This is a genomic window from Cytobacillus luteolus (genome assembly GCF_017873715.1).
GTDB classification, from domain to species: domain Bacteria; phylum Bacillota; class Bacilli; order Bacillales; family Bacillaceae_L; genus Bacillus_BV; species Bacillus_BV luteola.
On sequence record NZ_JAGGKM010000007.1, the window covers coordinates 129,095 to 149,467 of the forward strand.

The window sequence follows — 20,373 nt, forward strand, 5'->3', positions numbered from 1 at the left end:
ACAAAGTAATTTAAAAGGACTCAACGCACATAAAATAAGTGTTTATAGAGGAGTGTATTAGTTTGAGTAAGTACTGGTGGAAAGAGGCTACAGCATATCAAATTTATCCACGTAGCTTTATGGATTCTAATGGAGATGGTATCGGAGATTTAAAGGGTGTAACGCAAAAGTTAGATTACATAAAGAATCTTGGAATTGATGTTATTTGGATTTGTCCAATGTACAAATCTCCTAATGATGATAACGGTTACGATATTAGTGACTATCAAGACATTATGGATGAGTTTGGCACAATGGAAGATTTCAATGAACTATTAGCTGAAGTTCATAAACGTGGAATGAAACTAATCCTAGATCTTGTTATTAATCATACAAGTGATGAACATCCATGGTTTATTGAGTCACGTTCTTCTAAAGATAACCCAAAACGTGACTGGTACATTTGGAGAGACGGTAAAGATGGCAAAGAACCAAACAATTGGGAATCCATTTTTAGTGGTCCTGCTTGGAAGTATGATGACGAGACCGACCAATACTTCATGCATATTTTCTCAACTCGTCAACCTGACTTAAACTGGGAAAATAAAGAAGTTCGTGAAGCTCTTTATGATATGGTCAACTGGTGGTTAGATAAAGGAATTGATGGGTTTAGGGTAGATGCTATTTCTCACATAAAAAAAGAGCCAGGTCTTCCTGATATGCCGAATCCAAAAGATTTAGATGTTGTTCCTTGCTTCGATTATATGATGAATGTAGATGGAATTGATGAGTTCCTAACAGAGTTTTCACAAAGGACGATTAAAAACTATGATGTGATGACTGTTGGTGAAGCAAACGGAGTTAGTTTAGAAGATGCAGATAAATGGGTGGGAGAAAAAGAAGGTTATTTTAATATGATCTTTCAGTTTGAACACTTAGGACTTTGGGATAAAGGAACAGACCATGCGGTAGACGTGGTTGGACTAAAGAAGACATTAGAAAAGTGGCAAGTTGGATTAGAAGGTAGAGGCTGGAATGCCCTATTCTTAGAAAACCATGACCAACCGCGAAGTGTCTCTACATGGGGTTCTGATAGCACTTACTGGAAAGAAAGTGCTAAAATGCTAGGTGCCTTATATTTCTTAATGAAAGGTACACCATTTATTTATCAAGGTCAGGAAATTGGTATGACTAATGTGTCGTTCCCGAACATTGAAGATTATAATGATGTTGGTATGATAAATTACTATCACATTGAGACAGGAAAAGGACGTTCTCATGAAGAAGTGATGGAGATTATTCAGAAGAAGGGTCGAGATAATTCTCGTACGCCAATGCAATGGGATCGTTCAAAAAATGGTGGCTTTACTACATCTGACAAAACCTGGATTGGCATTAACCCGAACTATGAAACAATAAATGTAGAAGAACAACTAAATGACAAAACCTCTATCTTAGCGTTTTATAAAGAGATGATTAGACTGAGAAAAGAGCAGGAAGTATTTAAATATGGTACCTTTGACCTTGTGATGAAAAGTCATCCGTCCGTGTTTGCATACACACGTACATTAGAAAATGAAAAAGCTTTAGTGATTTGTAACTTCAGCGAGTATAAGAATGTATTTGAAGTGCCAGAAAACCTAACATTTAATCAGGCAGAAGAACTTCTAACAAATTATGAAGGTGCAAAATCAGATCTAGATGAATTTGTTCTAAAGCCATATGAAGCAAGAGTGTATTTGTTGAAATAAATGAATAGTAAAAGCATAAAAAGACTAGTCGCAATTGATGTGACTAGTCTTCTTTATCTTTATTCAATTCGCTTCAGTGGTTTCTTAGCCGGGCCTTCGACAACTTCTCCTTCAAAGGAGAATCTCGATCCGTGACATGGGCAATCCCACGTACAATCTCCACTATTCCATTCAACCTCACAGCCCATATGAGTACAAGTGGTATCTACCACAAACAGCTCTCCATCATTATTTTTAAAAGCACCTGCTCTTTTTCCATTAACAGAAACGACAGAGCCTTCACCAACAGCTAAGTCTTCTGGACTTTTGTTGCCGTTTTCTAGCTTTCCTTTAATTAAATGCTTTGCTACATCTGCATTAATAGAGACGAACTTCGTGATGCTTTTATCAGCATTAAAACGTTGTGGCGAAAAGAGATCTTTATATCGATTCTCTCGGTTTAATACGATGTCACTTAATAATAAACCTGCTGTTGTACCATTTGTCATTCCCCACTTAAAATAACCCGTTCCGATTAATATATTTTCGTGAATAGAAGTAGCATGTCCGATATAAGGTAACTTATCTAATGTAGTGTAGTCTTGTGCTGACCAACGATATGGAATCTCTTTTACCTTGAAAGTGTCCTTTGAAAACTGTTCGAGTGCTTCATAGTGCTTTATCGTGCTGATTCCTTGACCTGTTTTATGACTTTCACCACTAACTAAAATTAGTTTTTCACCATTCATTTCAGTGTAGCGAAGTGATCTGGTTGGACTTTCAGCACTCAAATACATACCACCAGGGAACTCTTCTTCTACAGTCACACCTAATATATAGGATCGGTCAGCGTACATTCTTGCAAAATAAGCACCTGTAAAGTCATTGAAGGGAAAATGGGAAGCAACAATCACATAGTTACAATTTAGTTTGAATCCGTCTCTCGTAATGACAGTCGGTTTTGGTCCATTTTCTATATCTACTGCAGTTGTGTTTTCATAGATGCTTCCACCATTGTCTGTGATTATTTTTGTTAAGTGGTTTAAATACTTTAAAGGATGATACTGAGCTTGTTTTTTTATTGATAATGCCCTTTTGACTTTTAGAAAAGGAAGAGGAATGCTATCATGCAGCTCTCCATTAATACCAAGCTTTTGATAGGCTGCGAATTCTTTTTCTAATTTACTTATGTAATCATCTGAATTTGTATAAATATAAGCATCTTCTTCAGTTAAGTCACAATCTATATTATTTTCATGAATTGTTTCCCTAATAAATTCTAGGGCCTGTGCAGTGGATTCGTAATACAACTTTGCATTTTCTTCTCCAAAGTCACTAATAAATTGGTCATAAATAAGGCCATGTTGAGAGGTGATTTTTGCAGTTGTATGTCCGGTTGTTCCATTTAAAATCGTTCCAGCATCAATAAGGGCAACTTTTACTCCTTCTTTCGAAAGCTTGTATGCCGCCGTAATTCCTGTTATTCCCCCACCAACAATGGCTACATCAACATTTTGATCACTTGTTAACTTAGGGAATGATTGTAAATCAACGGAGGACCTCCAATAAGGTTCCGGCATTTGAGGTAACTTAGACTCTGATTGATCCATATTATACTTGCTCCTTCCAGAATAACTAGTATATAACGGTTAATATTCCCAAATACCAGTAGATGATGTATGATAATTCCAATTACACCCATAAACAATAAATTATTAATATTAAATTAACTATTTTTCATATGGTTAAAATAGTATAATTGAAACCGAATTATTACAATATTCATAATGAATATCATATAAAGGGGAAGTTTTATGAAAAGGGTATATCCTTCAATATTACTAGTTGTATTTCTATCAATTGGTCTCATGGGCTGTAGTCACAATTCAGCTACTGATTTTGTGATAGTTGAAGAAGAAAATGTGACTAGTGATAGTGTAAAGCCACGCTTAGCGGTTGAAATAAAAGTAGATGGTGATACTGCCACAGTTTTGATCGATACAGATTTGAAGATATCAGCACAGAATTATGGTTCTGAAAAAGTGAATGGTGAAGGACATATTCATCTCTATTTAGATAATGGAGAAAAGCAAGGTGTGAAGCAAAAATCCTATGTTCTGGAAAACTTGGAGAAAGGTCAATATGTTGTTCGAGTATCCTTGCATAACAATGACCATACACCGTATGGAGTTACTGAAACAGTAGAGTTTGAGATTAAGTAGAGCTAGTAGGAGCGAAATGTGTTGAGAAAACTAAGTTTGCAAGCCAAGATTATATCCATATTTACAATTGTCATCATCCTTACCATTTCAACGATCGTGCTTCAAGGCTCACATACCCTAAGAAATGCTGTAAAAGAGACGTATGTTAGTCAACTTAAAGGAATTACAACAGCAATTAACGGAAGGTATGAAGAAAACAGGTCTATTAATGATGTTCAACAAACCTTTGATTATATTAAACACCGAGAAGAAAAAGTCCTTGAATTAAATCTTTATACAGCAATAGAGGGTAAGCATCAAGTAGCTGCCTCAACAGATCGTAGTAAACTTGGAAACGATACCGAGCAGGTTTTAGCACCAACTTTTAATGAAGGAAAAACAATGGTTGCCCACTTTGAAGAAAATGGTGTATTTAAAGTGAGACTTGTATCGCCGCTGTTAGAAGATGGTGTGGTGACAGGAGCAATTGAACTATTACTTGATAATACAGATGATATGAAACTAGTAAATCAGAGAATTCTCTTTACAATGGTTGGAGGATTAGCAGTAAGTATCATATTATTAGTTGTTTTATGGTTTAGCATTAGACGTTTACTAGTATGGCCGTTAATGACCCTTAGGGAGGCTGCTCTTACCATTCAACAAGGAAAGCCTTATGAAGAACTTGAATTGAATGCGAGTCAGGAGATTAACGAAGTCGCCCATGCTTTTAATGATATGGTTGTTAACTTAGAGGACAGGTACTATAAAAGTATAACCGATCCTTTAACAGGTGCCTTTAACAGTGCTTATTTTAAGCATAAGTTAGCTGAGTCCATTCAAGATTCTAAGAAAACGAGTGAGCCAATGGCCCTTCTTTTCTGCGATGTAGATAATTTCAAGAAATTAAATGATAATGAAGGCCATATGTATGGTGATAAAGTTTTAAAAGAAATTACAAACCTAATCCTTGATAATGTTCGTTCAACTGATATTGTTTGTCGATATGGTGGCGAAGAATTTGTTGTAATCATGCCGGCAACGAATAGTGAAAAGGCAAAAGTGGTAGCTGACCAAATTCGAAATAAGGTTTCAATCCATGGAAATAAAAGTGTTCTTACGCCAATTACAATAAGTATTGGAATTGCATTATATCCTGATGACACCGATGAAGAAAATATTGTTCATTTAGCTGACCAGGCCATGTATACCGCAAAAGGACTTGGGAAAAATCGGGTGATTTTAGCAAGTGAAATGAATATAGCTACAAACAAGGAGTATCAACGAAAACTCGTAGACCAACGATGGATCTTTAATACAGTACTCTCATTAACAAGAGCGGTAGAGATAAAGGACTCGTATACACATAGTCATTCTGAGATGGTTTCCAGGTATGCAGCTACAGTAGCGAGTAGTATGGGCTTAAAAGATGAAGAGGTCCACCGTGTTTCTATCGCAGGGCTGTTACATGATGTAGGTAAAATTGGGGTCCCTGATTCTGTGTTAAATAAAGAAGGGCGCCTTACTAAAGATGAGTTTGATATCATGAAAACACATCCGGTTCTTGGTTACAATATTCTAGCGAATGTTGAAGAGTTAAAAGATATTCTGCCTTACGTTCTTTATCATCATGAAAGACCAGATGGGACAGGTTATCCGAACGGATTAAGGAAAGATGAAATTCCACTAGGTGCTCGGATTATTGGGGTGGTTGATGCATTTCATTCGATGACATCTGCAAGGCCTTACCGTAAGGCTCCATTGACTCTTGAGAAAGCAATAAATGAGCTTAACAAAGGGAAAGGAACACAGTTTGATGAAGAGGTTGTAGACACTTTCCTAACCCTTGTTGATGATTTATATCGACAATCATTGGAAATGACAAGTTAATCTTTGAAGTGAAAGAGGTGATTCATTAGTTGAGTCACCTTTTTTTTATAGAAAAACTGTCTAGGTTCCCGCAAATAATATTAACACTTGTAGAAAATGCTATAATGAGGAGTATTTTACAACTGTGTCGGATTTTAAAAATGATGAGGTGTTTTGAGTGAAAAATTTTCTAGAGCTAGGTATTAGAAAAGAACTAGATCGTGTTTTAAAGAAGAGTGGGATTTTGGAGCCAACGTCGATTCAGGAGCAAGCAATTCCGGAGGTGCTTCAGGGGAAGGATGTCATTGCGCAAGCCCAAACAGGGACAGGTAAAACGTTGGCGTTTATTCTACCTATTTTAGAGAAGGTTAATCCAGCAAACAAAGAGGTTCAGGCGTTAATTGTTACACCAACAAGAGAGCTTGCTCTGCAAATAACAGCTGAAGTGAATAAGTTGCTGGAAAAAATGGAGGACATACATATTCTTGCTGTCTATGGTGGTCAAGATGTAGATCGCCAGGTAAAAAAATTAACGAGAGGAATTCAAATTGTCATTGCAACACCTGGTAGACTTTTAGACCATATACGTAGGGATACAGTGGACTTATCTACAGTGTCAACTTTAGTAATAGATGAAGCTGATCAAATGTTGCATATGGGCTTTTTACCTGAGGTAGAGGAGATTATATACGAAACGCTATCAACGAGACAAACGCTTCTATTCTCTGCAACAATGTCTGACCAAGTGAAGTCACTTGCAAAGCGATATATGAAGGATCCAATCGATATAAAAGTCAAAGCAAAGCAGTTAACGGTATCAGGAATTAAACAACTAGTGATTGAAACAACAGACCGCGCGAAGCAGGCAGCATTATTTAAGATGTTAGACGAGTATCAGCCGTTTCTAGCGATTATTTTCTGTCGTACGAAAAGAAGAGTTGGTGTGTTAAATGAAGCCATGAAGGCTAATGGTTATAATTCAGATGAATTGCATGGTGACCTTTCACAGGCGAAGCGTGAACAAGTAATGAAGCGTTTTAGAGAAGCTGGGATGCAGTATTTAGTTGCAACCGATGTTGCTGCACGTGGCTTAGACGTGACAGGAGTTACACATGTATTTAATTACGATATTCCAGAAGATGTGGAAAGCTACATTCATCGTATTGGCCGTACCGGTAGAGCAGGTGAAGAGGGAGTAGCAGTAACTTTTGTTGCACCTAAGGACCGAAATTATCTAACGATGATTGAAAAAGAAATTAAAATTACTCTAGATAAGCAAAGCGTAGAATTAGAGAACGGACGTCTATCAAATGAAACTAGAGACGAATTTGAGAAGAGAGGGAGTGCCAAAGAGGGAGATAGAAAGCGATCATTCAATAGACAAAGTAATGATAGGCAGAAAAAATCAACCAGACAGGCTAGACCTAGCTCAAAGGAAGAGGGAAGAGATAAAAGATCTGATCGAGCATCTAACGAAAACAGTACAAGAACTTCTAGATCGGAATCAAAAAGACCAGACAGTGGAAGAAGTTCAAGAACAGGTTCACGAAGTCAATCAGTCATGGGTCGTTCATCTAAAGGGAGATCTTCAGGGCAAAGTGGAACTCAAGGTCGGGGACGTTCACGCTCGAAATAGACTAATTCAAGTGAGTAAGTAGTATAATGTTTAATAGTGACTAAGAGGAAACTTCATATTTGAAGTGTTATTTTTGAAAGGATGTTTTTATGAGTAAAGCAGTTGTATTAGCTGAAAAACCCTCAGTTGCCCGTGATATTGCGAGGGTTTTACAGTGTAACAAAAAAGGAAATGGATTTTTTGAAGGAGAGAAGTATATTGTAACTTGGGCACTAGGTCATCTAGTTACTTTGGCTGACCCAGAAACTTATGATGAAAAATATAAGTCCTGGAAAATAGAAGATTTACCTATGCTTCCTAATCACCTAAAGCTAGTTGTTATCAAGCAAACTGGTAAACAATATCAAGCTGTGAAATCTCAACTAACTAGGAAAGACGTTCAAGAAATTATTATAGCAACTGATGCAGGTCGTGAAGGAGAGCTTGTTGCTAGATGGATCCTTGAAAAAGCCCTGGTGAAAAAGCCGGTTAAGCGACTATGGATTTCGTCTGTAACGGATAAAGCAATTAAGGATGGCTTTAAAAACTTACGAGACGGAAAACAATACGAAAACCTTTATGCATCAGCAGTAGCGAGGTCAGAGGCGGATTGGTATGTAGGAATGAACGCTACCCGTGCCCTAACAACTAGATATAATGCTCAACTCTCTGCTGGTAGAGTACAAACGCCAACATTAGCAATCATTGAAACAAGGGAAGAAGAAATACGAAACTTTTCACCTCGTACATACTATGGAATTATGCTTGAGAATAATCAGGGATTAAAGCTTACTTGGCAGGATGCGAAAACAAAAAATAGTCGACTTTTTGATAAAGCTAAATCAGATGAAATTATTGGGAGCTTAAAAGGGAAGAAGGCTGACGTAGTAGACGTAAATAAAAGCTACAAGAAAAGCTACGCTCCACAACTTTATGATTTAACAGAGCTTCAAAGAGATGCGAACAAAATATTTGGGTACTCAGCAAAAGAAACGTTATCAATTATGCAAAAATTATATGAGCAGCATAAGGTTTTAACTTATCCTAGAACAGATTCACGTTTTCTCTCTTCTGATATTGTGGATACGTTAAAAGATCGAATAGAGGCATGTCGTATTAGTCCTTATAAGGAGTTTGCAGCAAAGCTACTTCGTCAACCGATTAAAGGTAATAAGTCCTTTGTAGATGATAGTAAGGTAACAGATCACCATGCCATCATTCCAACTGAACAGCATGCGATTCTTAGTTCCTTGAGTGATAAAGAAAGAAAAATCTATGATCTGGTTGTAAAAAGATTTTTAGCTGTACTTTTTCCACCGTTTGAATATGAACAAACAACCCTTACAGTGAAAGTTGGAGACCAAATGTTTACAGCAAAGGGGAAGGTTGTCTTATCGAACGGATGGAAAGAAGTTTATGAAAATTATACGGATGAAGATGACGAACAAGAGGATGTTAAGGAGCAATTACTTCCTAGTATTTCAAAAGGTGACTGGTTAGAGATTAAAACGATTCGTCAAACGACAGGTGAGACACAACCGCCAAGACGATTTAATGAGGCTAGTTTACTCTCAGCCATGGAGAACCCGGTAAAATACATGAATACAAATAACAAAGAGCTGCTAAAAACGATTTCTGAAACAAGTGGGCTTGGAACAGTAGCTACAAGAGCAGACATCATTGAGAAATTATTTAATAGCTTTTTAATAGAGAAGAAGGGTAAAGAAATTTGGCTAACATCTAAAGGTAAGCAACTTTTAGATTTAGTACCCGAAGATTTAAAATCGCCGACTTTAACAGCTGAATGGGAGCAAAAGCTATCAGCTATTTCAAAAGGTGCTCTTCGCAAAGATGCTTTTATCACAGAGATGAAGGGATATACAAAAAAAGTTGTCTCTGAAATAAAGTATAGTGATAAAAAGTTTAAGCATGATAACGTGACAGGAACTAAATGTCCGGATTGTGGGAAGCTTATGCTTGAAGTGAATGGGAAAAAAGGCAAAATGCTTGTTTGCCAGGATCGGGAATGTGGTCACCGCAAAAACATAGCAAAAGTTACAAATGCTAGATGTCCGAATTGCCATAAACGATTAGAGCTTCGTGGTGAAGGAGAGGGGCAAACTTTTACGTGTAAATGTGGACACAGAGAAAAGCTCTCTACCTTTAATGAACGTAAGAAGAAAGATAAGAATACAAAAGTGTCCAAACGAGACGTTAACAACTTTATGAAACAACAACAAAAAGAAAACGACTTTGCCAACTCAGCCCTAGCAGACGCACTAGCCAAACTAAAACTAGACAAATAAGTCCAGTGGGGCCTGACCCCCACCGCTGTAACGCGTTAAATCACCGGGGGTTAGGCCCCCGGCGCTTTAGAGTGTTAAATTACTTAGTCAAAAGGGGAAGATAGAATGAGAGATACAAAGGCTGTAATTACTAGTTATGGAGAGTTTTCGAAGTGGTTAATTTCATTAAAAGAATTATCGAATGAAGAATGGATAAAGCCTATTGCTGAAGGGAAATGGTCTGTTCGTGAAATGATTTCACACTTTATGAATTGGGATAACTATATAATAGCTACTGTCGTTCCATTAGTTAAAGATGGTGAGCCTTTTGGGTTTCCGGAATTTGAATCTTTTAATAAGTTGGCTTCTAGTTATGCAACGTCAGGTATTTCAAAAGATGATTTACTAGATGAAGTTATCCTAACAAGAAATCATTTAGTTCAGGTGTTAAAGGATATGCCAGAAGAAGTGATAACTAAAAGCTTACCGGTAGGCGGCCATACTCACTGTCCTCACACAGGAGAGCCATACTCTTTGATTTATATCATTCAAGAATTCATCGAGCATGACCTTCACCACAAGAGGCAGTTACAAGGTGTTTTAAAATAAGTAAATTATAAGGGAGCTATGGCAATGGTTAGTATGCAGTATGTTCAGGAGCAAAGTATTGCCTATAAGAAAACGTTCTCGAATATGATTGAGAAAGAATGGGGTTATTTATTCTATAACGAAGAGAACCCATTACATTATGATGCAAATCATGCTCATTTAAATAAAAGTCCTGTTCAACCGGAAGTAGTGTACAACCAAGTCCTAGGATTTTTCCGGAGTAGACACCTTCCACCACGATACTATATTTATAATGTAGAAGAATGTGAAGCCATTATAGAATTTCTACTAGCCAAAGGCTGGCAATTCGAGACATTTAAAAATGCAATCCAATTATGGAATGGAAAACTAATTGAACTAGAAGAAATTCCAGAAATTAAGATTGAAGTTGTTGACGAATCTAATTATCCAGATGCGTTAAAAGTTGAGTGTGCAATCACTGAATTTGGAGGTAAGGAAGTAAGAGAAAAAGCCTTTGAATTTGAATATAAATCATCAGCTTACGAGCATTTCTTACTAAAATATAAAGGGATTCCTGTTGCAACAGCCTGTTTATTTATCCATGGGAAGCACCTGCAACTTGAAAGTGTAGCAACGATTAAAGAGTATCGTGGTAAAGGGTTGATTAATCATCTAATCTTTTATATTCAAAAGCTAACTTCAGCCAAGGATTTTGAAAATCTATGGGTTTATCCGATTAATGAACAAGTAGAAAAAATCTATTCACGACATGGGTTTGACACAGTTGGACACTATCACTTCGGTCATGCATTCCTGGAAGGAAAAGCAATCAAGGCTATTCATAAAGGGGAATAATGATTAGAATAAGCAGTAAAAGGTACATAACCTTTTACTGCTTATTTTTGCTGTTAGTTCCAGTTTCATTTCCTGTTGTGTATTCATAACTAACTTCATAACCAGATTCTTTAGCCTTCGGACCTTTCACAACCTTGTATTGATCGTGGTTTGATTGGCCGACTCTGTTTTCTTTCTCATTCATGAAATACCACCTCCAAGTAAGAGTCATAGTTAAAGTATTTCCGAACTTTTATTTAGCTATGTGAAGGAATTTGAACGTCCTTGGTGAATGTTGTTATAACTAACTTTATAAAGAGGTGCAAAATGGAATTTTTTATAAAAAGAGCAAGTGTTGAGGATGTACATTTAGTTGCTCCATTATTTAACGAGTATCGAGTGTTTTATGATCAAGCATCCGATGAAGAGGGTGCAGGAGAATACATCAAAACTCGGTTAACAAACAATGAATCTGTCATCTTTCTTGCATGTAATGAAGATAAAACAGAATCATACGGATTTACACAGCTATATCCTTCTTTTTCATCTGTTTCAATGAAAAAAGTTTGGATATTAAATGACTTGTTTGTAGCTTCTTCTGCAAGAAGAAACGGAATTGCTAAGGAATTAATGCTTGCTGCCCATGAATTTGGTAAGGATACAAAAGCAAAAGGAATTTCCTTAGAAACTGCTCCTGATAATCATGGTGCACAACAACTTTATGAATCATTAGGATATAAGAAGGATGAAGAGTACTTTCATTACTTTTTGACACTTTAAAAAGAAAAACTTGGATACACACCTAGGTATCCAAGTTTTTTACTTTACTTTGTAGCAGTCTTTGCTTCTTTAGACTCTTTCTTGAAGCTTTTAAGTAGTGCAATTGAGGTTAATATAACGACAATTGCTAGTGGAAAGGCACTTACAATGATAGCTGTTTGCATTGCAGCAAGACCACCAGAAATCATTAACACAACTGCTGATAGTGCAAGAATAATCCCCCATGTATATTTCACCATGTTAGCTGGATTTATATCACCATTTGTTGTCATCATCCCTAAAACGAATGTGGCGGAATCAGCAGATGTGATAAAGAAAGTTGTAATTAAAAATAAAGTAATGATTGTTAAAACAAGAGTAAGTGGTAATTGCTCATAAACATAGAAGAGTGCTGTCTCTAGACTTTGAGCAGCAATGTTTGTATCAAAATTAAAATCAAAATAGATTGCAGTTCCGCCAAATACTGCGAACCAGATTGTACAAACAATCGTAGGAATCACAAGCACTGCGATAACAAACTCTCTAACAGTTCTTCCTTTTGAAACGCGAGCGATAAAAGTACCTACAAAAGGAGCCCAAGCAATCCACCATGCCCAGTAAAAGATGGTCCAGCCTTGCGTCCATGCCGCCCTTTCTTCATTAAATGGAGAAAGTCGCAATCCCATACTCGGTAGATTTTGAATATAACCTCCAAATGTAGTCGTAAACAAATCTAAAAGAAACACGGTAGGTCCCATAAAAAGCATGATGAAAAATAAGAGTACTGCCAATATCAAGTTTGCATTACTTAAATATTTAATTCCCCTCTTAATACCAGTTCCAGCAGAGGCCATAAATAATATTGTAATGACCGCTATAATAAGTAGCTGTATGCTGAATGTATTTGGAATACCTGTTAAATAACTTAATCCTCCATTAATTTGTTGAGAACCTAGACCTAAAGAAGCGGCAACACCAAAAATTGTCGCGAAAACTGCAACAACGTCAATAGCGATCCCGATAGGGCCTTTTACACGGTCGCCAAGTAAAGGATAAAGTGTAGCACTCATTAACCCTGGTAAATCTTTTCTAAATTTGTAATAGGCTAAAGCTAAGGCAATGGTTGCATATATTGCCCAGGCGTGAAATCCCCAGTGGAGATAGGTAAAACGCATTGCTTCTCGGGCTGCTGCTCCTGTACCCGGGACTGCAGAAGGTGGATTTGTAAAGTGAGAGATTGGTTCAGATACGCCAAAGAACAATAATCCAATACCCATACCCGCGCTAAATAGCATTGCAAACCAAGTTGGATATTTAAATTCTGGCTTATCTTCATCCTTTCCAAGCTTAATTTTTCCGTAAGGACTAAAGATTAAAAATAGAGCAAAAATCAAAAAGAATGTTGCTGTAAGTTGATAAAACCAGCCGAAGCTAACCATGAAAAATTTCTGTGCTCTATTCATGACTTCTGTCAGGTGATCAGGAAAAATAACCCCCCATAACACAAATAGAACTGCGATAACTAACGATATCCAAAAAACAGATGTAACCTTTTTCATATTCGCCCTCCTTCTTAATAGAGTGTTTGAATTTAACAATCATTTTATGTGTCTTCACTTATTAAATTTGAAAACAGAGAAGGGCAAAAGGAGGCATCTAGTCTCAGGTATGACGGGGGCTCTCCCCTTGTCATTGCTTATCTGAAAGACGTTGCTGTGCCATTTTTATCATTTCCTTTACCATGCTTCCACCAATTTCGCCACCGACCTTACCAGCCTGCTTAGAAGTTAGTGACCCATTGTATTTATCGTTCAGAGGAACACCAAGTTCATTTGCCACCTCAAATTTAACTTGATTAGGCTCGATTACTGAATAGCCCTTTTCCTTCAACACACGCGCTTTAAGTCTATCTACTTCCTCTCTTGCCTCAGGAACAAGCAGACGATTTCTTCTCTTAGCCATTAATGATCACTCCATCTTTTTTTATTTCTAGTATGGTAATCCTATCAATTTGCTCATAGAGTGCCCTTATTGTTGAAAAATATATAAATAACCACAAAAAAATTGCATATTTTTCATATTTTGTGTTTTAAAATCGGTTATTTTTGGTTAATCTATTTATGTGAACTATAAAGCAACCAGATTAGTAGGGTTGAAATCAAGTAACTATTGCTATTATGTGAAAATCATGGTAAAAAGAATATGTGTTAAAATTGAGAGGAGAACGATAAGATGAACAAAACAGAATTAGTAAATGCAGTTGCTGAAGCTAGTGAACTTTCAAAAAAGGATGCTACTAAAGCTGTAGACGCAGTTTTCGATGCAATCCAAGATGCCCTTAAAGGCGGAGATAAAGTACAACTAATCGGTTTTGGAAACTTTGAAGTTCGTGAGCGTGCAGCTCGTAAAGGCCGCAACCCACAAACTGGTGAAGAAATCGAAATCGCTGCTAGCAAAGTACCTGCGTTCAAACCAGGTAAAGCACTTAAAGACGCAGTAAACTAATAAAAAACACAAAGCAAGTACAATAAATCAAAAACCCCCTGTTTGGGGGTTTTATTTTTTGCCTATTTTGGGGCCTGACCCCCGGTGCGTTAAAGCTTTAACGCGCCGGGGGTCAGGCCCCAGTTGTCACAATTGTTATAAAAGGATGTCTGATGCCATTTGTATCGATTCTGGAGTTGGTGGTTCTACTCCTTCAAGTGGATAGCGTAGGCCTAGTGCTTGCCATTTATACACTCCTAGCTTGTGATAAGGAAGTATTTCAATTTTATCTACATTTGATAATTGATTAATAAAGCCTTTAAGTTCTTTTAAATCTTCTGGATCATCGGTGATACCAGGAACGAGTACATGACGAATCCAAATAGGTTTTTTAAGTTCTGAAAGGAGTTGTGCAAACTCTAGAATGTGCTCATTCGGTTTACCAGTTAGCTTAAGATGCTTTTGACTATTAATATGTTTTATGTCCAATAGAATTAGATCTGTTACTTCTAATACCTTTAGAAGCTTCTTTTGGAACTCTTCATCATGACTATAACATCCGCCAGAGCTATCAATGGTAGTATGGATGCCAAGCTTTTTACATTCTGTAAAAAGCTCATACAAGAAATCTAACTGCAATAATGGCTCACCACCACTAACCGTAATTCCCCCATTAGACGCTTTGATAAATGGTAGATATGATTTTAAATCATCAATAATTTCTTCTACACTTATTTCTTTGCCTTTTCCGATTCCCCATGTATCGGGGTTATGGCAAAACTGGCATCTTAATAAACAGCCTTGAGTAAAAACAATATATCTTAATCCTGGTCCATCAACGGTACCACAGGACTCAATTGAATGAATGTAACCTTTCATGGTAGAAACCCCCCATTAGCAGCATAAAGAAAGTTGTAATTTAAAGTAAAAGAGGTTAGCTTATACAGCTTAACCTCTTTTATTTGTCATCTCTATTATAAGTCTATAAGCTTCCGTGGAATGTGCGATTAATCACATCGATCTGTTGCTCACGAGTTAGTTTGACAAAGTTAACTGCGTAACCAGAAACACGGATGGTTAATTGCGGGTACTCTTCTGGATGCTCCATTGCATCAAGTAAGGTTTCACGATTAAATACATTTATATTTAAATGGTGCCCCTTTTTAACTGCATATCCATCTAATATTGCTACTAGATTTACAACCTGTGTTTCTTCCTCTTTCCCTAGTGCTTTTGGCACAATTGAGAAGGTGTTGGAAATTCCATCCAATGCATATTCATATGGTAATTTTGCAACTGAGCTTAATGATGCTAGTGCTCCTTTAGAATCTCTTCCATGTAATGGGTTTGCTCCTGGTGCAAATGGTTCTCCGGCACGTCTTCCATCAGGTGTATTTCCTGTTTTTAAGCCATAAACAACATTTGAGGTAATCGTTAAAATAGATAAAGTGTGTTTAGAATCTCTGTAGGTTTTATGCTTTCTAAGCTTTGTCATAAATGTTTTCACTAGCTCAACGGCAATCTCATCAACACGATCATCATTATTTCCGTATTTAGGGAAGTCGCCATCAATTTCAAAGTCAACTGCAATTCCATTTTCATCACGAATTGGTTTTACTTTTGCATATTTAATTGCACTTAAAGAATCAGCTACAACAGATAATCCTGCAATTCCTGTTGCCATCGTACGCTCTACATCTGTATCATGTAAAGCTAGTTCGATGCGCTCGTAAGAATACTTATCATGCATATAATGAATTACATTAAGTGTATTTATATACGTTTCGGCAAGCCATTCCATCACATTGTCAAACTTGTTCATTACATCTTCATACTCTAAAAATTCAGAAGTGACTGGTGCAAACGTAGGGCCAATTTGAGCTTTTAGCTTTTCGTCTACGCCACCATTTATTGCATAAAGTAAAGCTTTTGCAAGGTTCGCACGTGCTCCGAAAAATTGCATCTGTTTACCAATCTTCATTGCAGAAACACAGCACGCAATTCCATAATCATCGCCAAATTCAGGACGCATAATATCATCATTTTCATATTGGATTGAGCTAGTTTTGATAGACATGTTTGCACAGTATTTTTTGAATGCTTCTGGCAATTTTGTAGACCATAGAACGGTTAAGTTTGGTTCTGGAGCCGGACCTAGGTTATCCAATGTGTGAAGAAATCTAAATGAGTTCTTCGTTACCAATGGAAGGCCCTCGATTGAGATACCACCAATAGCTTCAGTTACCCAAGTCGGGTCACCACTGAATAGCTCATTATAATCAGGAGTTCTTGCAAACTTAACTAAGCGAAGCTTCATGACAAAATGGTCAACTAATTCTTGTGCTTCTTCTTCAGTTAATACACCATTTTTGATATCTCTTTCAATATAGATATCAAGGAAAGAACTTGTGCGTCCTAAGCTCATTGCAGCTCCATTTTGTTCCTTAATAGCTGCTAGGTATCCGAAATACAACCACTGAAAAGCTTCTACTGCAGTTGTAGCAGGCTCAGAGATGTCAAAGCCATATGTCTTTGCCATATCCTTCACTTCTTCTAGTGCTCTAATTTGTTCAGAAATTTCCTCGCGAAGGCGGATCACTTCTTCTGTCATTGTTTTTGGACCATTACGAAGGTCAGCTTGCTTTTCTTCAATTAACTTATCAATTCCATAAAGTGCTACCAGGCGATAGTCACCGATGATTCTTCCACGACCATATGCATCAGGAAGTCCAGTGATGATACCAGCCTTACGAACAGCTTTCATGTCATCATTATAAGCATCGAAAACACCTTGATTATGTGTTTTACGGAAGTTTGAAAACACGTTGCTTACTTCCTCATTCACTTTGTAACCATATGACTCGCATGCTTGTTCAGCCATTCGAATTCCACCAAATGGTTGTAGAGAACGCTTAAAAGGTTGATCAGTTTGTAAGCCAACAATTTTCTCTTGGTTTACGTTTAAATAACCAGCGCCATGTGATGTAATCGTTGATACAATTTCAGTATCCATATCCAGGACACCGCCATTTTCGCGTTCCTGCTTTGTAAGTTCCATCACTTGTTTCCAGAGAGCTTTTGTAGGTTCGGTAGCAGGTGCTAAGAAAGATTCATTACCTTCATAGATCGATATATTATTTAAAATGAAATCTCTAACATTAATTTCATTTGTCCAGTCACCAAGTGTAAAGCCTTGCCATTGTTTCATGTTAATTTCCCTCCTTGAATTAGTACAGGGTTAGTATTTTTTGTATAACAGCTTTATACTTATAAGATACTACGTTCCCTATCGATATAACAGAGGGAATGAGTGACATATTTGTGAACCTTTGAGCAAGTGAAATATATCCCTTGCTTTAAAGAGGTTTGTTAACTTTTCTGCTGATTTTGACCATTCATCACTTCATTTTTGTCGTTTGTTTATTTACTAAATAGTCTTCGAAATACGTAAAAGTGAATTCCTCACCACAAAGGGATTGTACTCGTTCTTGCCAGGTGAGTCGTTCAGTTGGTTCCATGAATGTGTTCTTTATCTTTTTAAACACATCCTCCTCTTTATACATCCCGTCTATTTGAAAATGATATCGTAACATGTCACGGATTCCGTCAGCATAGATATAATCCTGTACATAGATTGGATAGCCAATAAGCATAACTTGAGTTGCGGGATGCTGGCTTGGTCCTTCTATATCAAAGACTTCTTTTAAAAGGCTTTTTGAAACTTCGGCCATATCACAATCAGGATTCTGATATAGTTCATATTCTAGTAAACTAATATAGAAATAAAATAACGAGATAAATAAATCAGCTAGGTGCTTGGATTCAACAAGTTGATTAACCGAGTTAGTATCTAGCTTAAAATAATTGGACAACCATTCTCTTTGATATGGAATAGTCATAAACAATTCTGCCATACCTTCATGACCGATATTACTTTGAAATTGCTTGAATTCATAAATATCAGTAGAGGCAAATTGATTATACAAAGCATGACCAAGTTCGTGGAAACCAGTTGCATAGGCCAAATGACTATTCCGATTATTAATGACAAGCTTAATATCCTCTGGAGAAATCTCCATACAAAAACCTCCATATGGAATAAGTAAAAGCTGTACATCAATTGGTGAATTTTTCAAATCTAAATCAAAATAAGATAAGGCTTCTTCAATAGCTACTTTGATTTTTTCACCTGAAAAGATAGACTGATCAATATCTGAGAAATTTGTTGCAACATACAATAGATCGTATACATGTAGAGTTTCATAACCAAACCGTTCTTTTATGCGGTTACCCCACTCATTTATCAAAGGCCTACAATTGGAAAACATGCGCAAGCATTCTTCTTTATATTGCTCGAAATTTAAATTAGCCGAACTGAACTTATAATGGTGATAGTTCGTATAGCCGTATTCCCTCGCTTTTTGATTCCGCAATTTTAATAGATTCCGAAAGTCTTCTGTTAGTTCATTACTATAGGAGTTCATTGCTTCTACTAATCTACGTCTTACAGATCTGTCCTCGTGATCCATTAATGCTGAATGAACCTGGCCACTGTTGTAAGTTGTGCCATCTACATCAAAGGTTTTGCTGAATATCTTCCCTTCAAGTTGATTTTTTAGAGTAAGGACTTTCGTATCTGCTTCAATTTCTTGATTTTGGATTTCTTGTAGCATCAGGTGTATACGTTTTTTCCATTGATTGTCCTCTATTTTTATAGCCCATTCTTCTAGCATTGCTTTGAAATTTGGATTTGTAAGAAGACTTTGGCGAACTTCTGTCATTTCTTGGAGCTTAGGATCTTGCTCGCTCGTTGCATACATTTGATAGGTTAGTTGATTAATTTCCTTTGAAAATTCTCCTAATTTACGTAATTCGTCTTCGTAGGCCTTTTTCCACTCTACCTCGTCAAGAATCCTAGTCAGCTTTTCCACATCAAAAATATCGTTCATCTTCACGGCTCCTTTGTTTTCAGTTATCTAGATTAATTAATCGTAGCATTAATAGATAGAACTATTTATATAAATCTGACAATTTAAATATTAAATTGTTATATACTACCATGTCCTTTATACTTTATTTAACAACATACATTAAGAAAAAGGTGTCGTTTGGTGGAAATAAGATTGTTTCGAGACAAGGATATTAATGAAATAGCAGTCATAATCAACGAGATATACCATGTTGAAAAGGTTGGAGGGCTGACAACCGTAGAAGAACTGAATCAATGGTTTGATGAGCCAGGAGAAGAAATAAGGGAAAATACATTTGTCGCTTTACACGATGAAAAAATTATTGGTTATAATGCCTTATGTCATGTAAAGGGAGACTCTTCTATTCACGTCTATAGTTATGGAACTGTCCATCCAAACTGGAGAAGAAAAGGTATTGGTACAAAGCTTGTTAGCCACTCAATCGAACATTTGAGAGCACGAGCTAACAATGAAAAGCAAACGATTATTTATGATCAAATGGTGCGAACACATATAAAGGGACAAAATGAACTAGCAGAAAAGCTAGGCCTCCAAAAACATACCGATTTATTATCTTATCAATGTAAATCCTTGAAATAATCAAAGGTTTCACTGCCTAAAGGTTTCTCGTTTATCGTTCCGACTCTCGATGACGCAACTGATTGGACCTTAATCAATAATGACGCATTTTCTTGGCGAAAGAGTCCTGATCAACTTTCAATAGAAAGTGTAAAATATGAGTTTACTAGCTCAGAGTTCTCGGAGGAATTCTACCTACTTTGTAATAATGAGAAAAGTGAGAGAGTGGGATTCTTATCAAGCTATATCACCGATGAGAAGAAAGGTGTCATTTCAACGATAGCTGTACTTAGGAAGTATCAGGGTAAAGGCATTGGAAAAGCTCTTTTGCGAGAGGTAATGAACAGAATGAAAATTAAAGGTATTGCTGAAGTGAGGTTAACCGTTGATACTCAAAACCCCACATCTGCCATTAAGTTATACGAAAGCCATGGATTTACTGCTGATAAACAGATAATTGAATACATCTATCCTATATCGCCTACTGAGGAGGAGTAA

General features: G+C 36.8%; 18 protein-coding genes. 11 read left to right on the forward strand and 7 right to left on the reverse strand.

Annotated elements, in window-relative coordinates:
* Positions 1-62: 62 nt before the first annotated feature.
* Positions 63-1,730 (forward strand): glycoside hydrolase family 13 protein, encoded by a 1,668-nt coding sequence (locus J2Z26_RS18655; RefSeq protein WP_193535287.1) that lies wholly within the window; start codon positions 63-65, stop codon positions 1,728-1,730.
* Positions 1,731-1,789: 59 nt separating this feature from the next.
* Here the strand turns inward: J2Z26_RS18655 and J2Z26_RS18660 are convergent, their stop codons facing one another.
* Positions 1,790-3,319 (reverse strand): FAD-dependent oxidoreductase, encoded by a 1,530-nt coding sequence (locus J2Z26_RS18660; protein ID WP_193535285.1) that lies wholly within the window; start codon positions 3,317-3,319, stop codon positions 1,790-1,792.
* Between the two features lie 204 nt (positions 3,320-3,523).
* Between J2Z26_RS18660 and J2Z26_RS18665 the strand changes: the two genes are divergently transcribed.
* The 6 genes from J2Z26_RS18665 to J2Z26_RS18690 all read left to right on the forward strand — a co-directional run bounded on the left by J2Z26_RS18665 (position 3,524) and on the right by J2Z26_RS18690 (position 11,104).
* Positions 3,524-3,931, forward strand: coding sequence for a hypothetical protein (locus J2Z26_RS18665; RefSeq protein ID WP_193535284.1), 408 nt, complete (start codon positions 3,524-3,526; stop codon positions 3,929-3,931).
* 21 nt (positions 3,932-3,952) lie between these two features.
* The gene (locus tag J2Z26_RS18670) at positions 3,953-5,800 is read left to right on the forward strand and encodes a diguanylate cyclase (protein WP_193535282.1); all 1,848 of its coding nucleotides are present in this window, start codon (positions 3,953-3,955) and stop codon (positions 5,798-5,800) included.
* Positions 5,801-5,957: 157 nt separating this feature from the next.
* Positions 5,958-7,415, forward strand: a complete 1,458-nt coding sequence (locus tag J2Z26_RS18675) for a DEAD/DEAH box helicase (RefSeq protein ID WP_193535281.1) — start codon at positions 5,958-5,960, stop codon at positions 7,413-7,415.
* Positions 7,416-7,504: 89 nt separating this feature from the next.
* Positions 7,505-9,700 (forward strand): DNA topoisomerase III, encoded by a 2,196-nt coding sequence (locus J2Z26_RS18680; RefSeq protein ID WP_193535280.1) that lies wholly within the window; start codon positions 7,505-7,507, stop codon positions 9,698-9,700.
* 105 nt (positions 9,701-9,805) lie between these two features.
* Positions 9,806-10,288 carry a DinB family protein gene (locus J2Z26_RS18685; RefSeq protein WP_193535279.1) on the forward strand — a complete coding sequence of 161 codons (483 nt, stop codon included), beginning with the start codon at positions 9,806-9,808 and terminating at the stop codon, positions 10,286-10,288.
* Positions 10,289-10,312: 24 nt separating this feature from the next.
* Entirely contained in the window at positions 10,313-11,104 is a 792-nt protein-coding gene (locus J2Z26_RS18690) for a GNAT family N-acetyltransferase (protein WP_193535278.1), read from the forward strand.
* 34 nt (positions 11,105-11,138) lie between these two features.
* Here the strand turns inward: J2Z26_RS18690 and J2Z26_RS18695 are convergent, their stop codons facing one another.
* Positions 11,139-11,288 (reverse strand): hypothetical protein, encoded by a 150-nt coding sequence (locus J2Z26_RS18695; protein ID WP_193535277.1) that lies wholly within the window; start codon positions 11,286-11,288, stop codon positions 11,139-11,141.
* 122 nt (positions 11,289-11,410) lie between these two features.
* On the opposite strand from J2Z26_RS18695, the gene J2Z26_RS18700 reads away from it, so the two are divergent.
* Positions 11,411-11,863 (forward strand): GNAT family N-acetyltransferase, encoded by a 453-nt coding sequence (locus J2Z26_RS18700; protein ID WP_193535276.1) that lies wholly within the window; start codon positions 11,411-11,413, stop codon positions 11,861-11,863.
* A gap of 44 nt (positions 11,864-11,907) precedes the next feature.
* On the opposite strand, the gene J2Z26_RS18705 is transcribed toward J2Z26_RS18700, so the two are convergent.
* Together J2Z26_RS18705 and J2Z26_RS18710 are read right to left on the reverse strand one after the other, a co-directional pair.
* Complete coding sequence (locus J2Z26_RS18705) at positions 11,908-13,401, reverse strand: glycine betaine uptake BCCT transporter (RefSeq protein WP_193535275.1); 1,494 nt, start codon at positions 13,399-13,401, stop codon at positions 11,908-11,910.
* A gap of 130 nt (positions 13,402-13,531) precedes the next feature.
* Complete coding sequence (locus J2Z26_RS18710) at positions 13,532-13,804, reverse strand: alpha/beta-type small acid-soluble spore protein (protein WP_193535274.1); 273 nt, start codon at positions 13,802-13,804, stop codon at positions 13,532-13,534.
* A 270-nt stretch (positions 13,805-14,074) separates the two neighbouring features.
* Here J2Z26_RS18710 and J2Z26_RS18715 point away from each other — a divergent pair, with 270 nt between their 5' ends.
* The gene (locus J2Z26_RS18715; RefSeq protein WP_193470794.1) at positions 14,075-14,347 is read left to right on the forward strand and encodes an HU family DNA-binding protein; all 273 of its coding nucleotides are present in this window, start codon (positions 14,075-14,077) and stop codon (positions 14,345-14,347) included.
* Between the two features lie 135 nt (positions 14,348-14,482).
* Here J2Z26_RS18715 and pflA read toward each other — a convergent pair whose 3' ends face one another.
* From pflA to J2Z26_RS18730, 3 genes are all read right to left on the reverse strand, one after another.
* Complete coding sequence (gene pflA / locus J2Z26_RS18720) at positions 14,483-15,205, reverse strand: pyruvate formate-lyase-activating protein (protein ID WP_193535177.1); 723 nt, start codon at positions 15,203-15,205, stop codon at positions 14,483-14,485.
* 103 nt (positions 15,206-15,308) lie between these two features.
* A complete protein-coding gene (gene pflB / locus J2Z26_RS18725; RefSeq protein ID WP_193535178.1) occupies positions 15,309-17,534 on the reverse strand; it encodes a formate C-acetyltransferase in 2,226 nt (741 codons plus the stop codon).
* A gap of 190 nt (positions 17,535-17,724) precedes the next feature.
* On the reverse strand, positions 17,725-19,275 hold the full coding sequence (locus J2Z26_RS18730; protein WP_193535179.1) for a gluzincin family metallopeptidase: 1,551 nt from the start codon (positions 19,273-19,275) through the stop codon (positions 17,725-17,727).
* 174 nt (positions 19,276-19,449) lie between these two features.
* Here J2Z26_RS18730 and J2Z26_RS18735 point away from each other — a divergent pair, with 174 nt between their 5' ends.
* Together J2Z26_RS18735 and J2Z26_RS18740 are read left to right on the forward strand one after the other, a co-directional pair.
* Positions 19,450-19,896, forward strand: a complete 447-nt coding sequence (locus J2Z26_RS18735) for a GNAT family N-acetyltransferase (RefSeq protein WP_193535180.1) — start codon at positions 19,450-19,452, stop codon at positions 19,894-19,896.
* 33 nt (positions 19,897-19,929) lie between these two features.
* Positions 19,930-20,373: a GNAT family N-acetyltransferase gene (locus J2Z26_RS18740; RefSeq protein WP_319638031.1), complete on the forward strand. Its 444-nt coding sequence runs from the start codon at positions 19,930-19,932 to the stop codon at positions 20,371-20,373.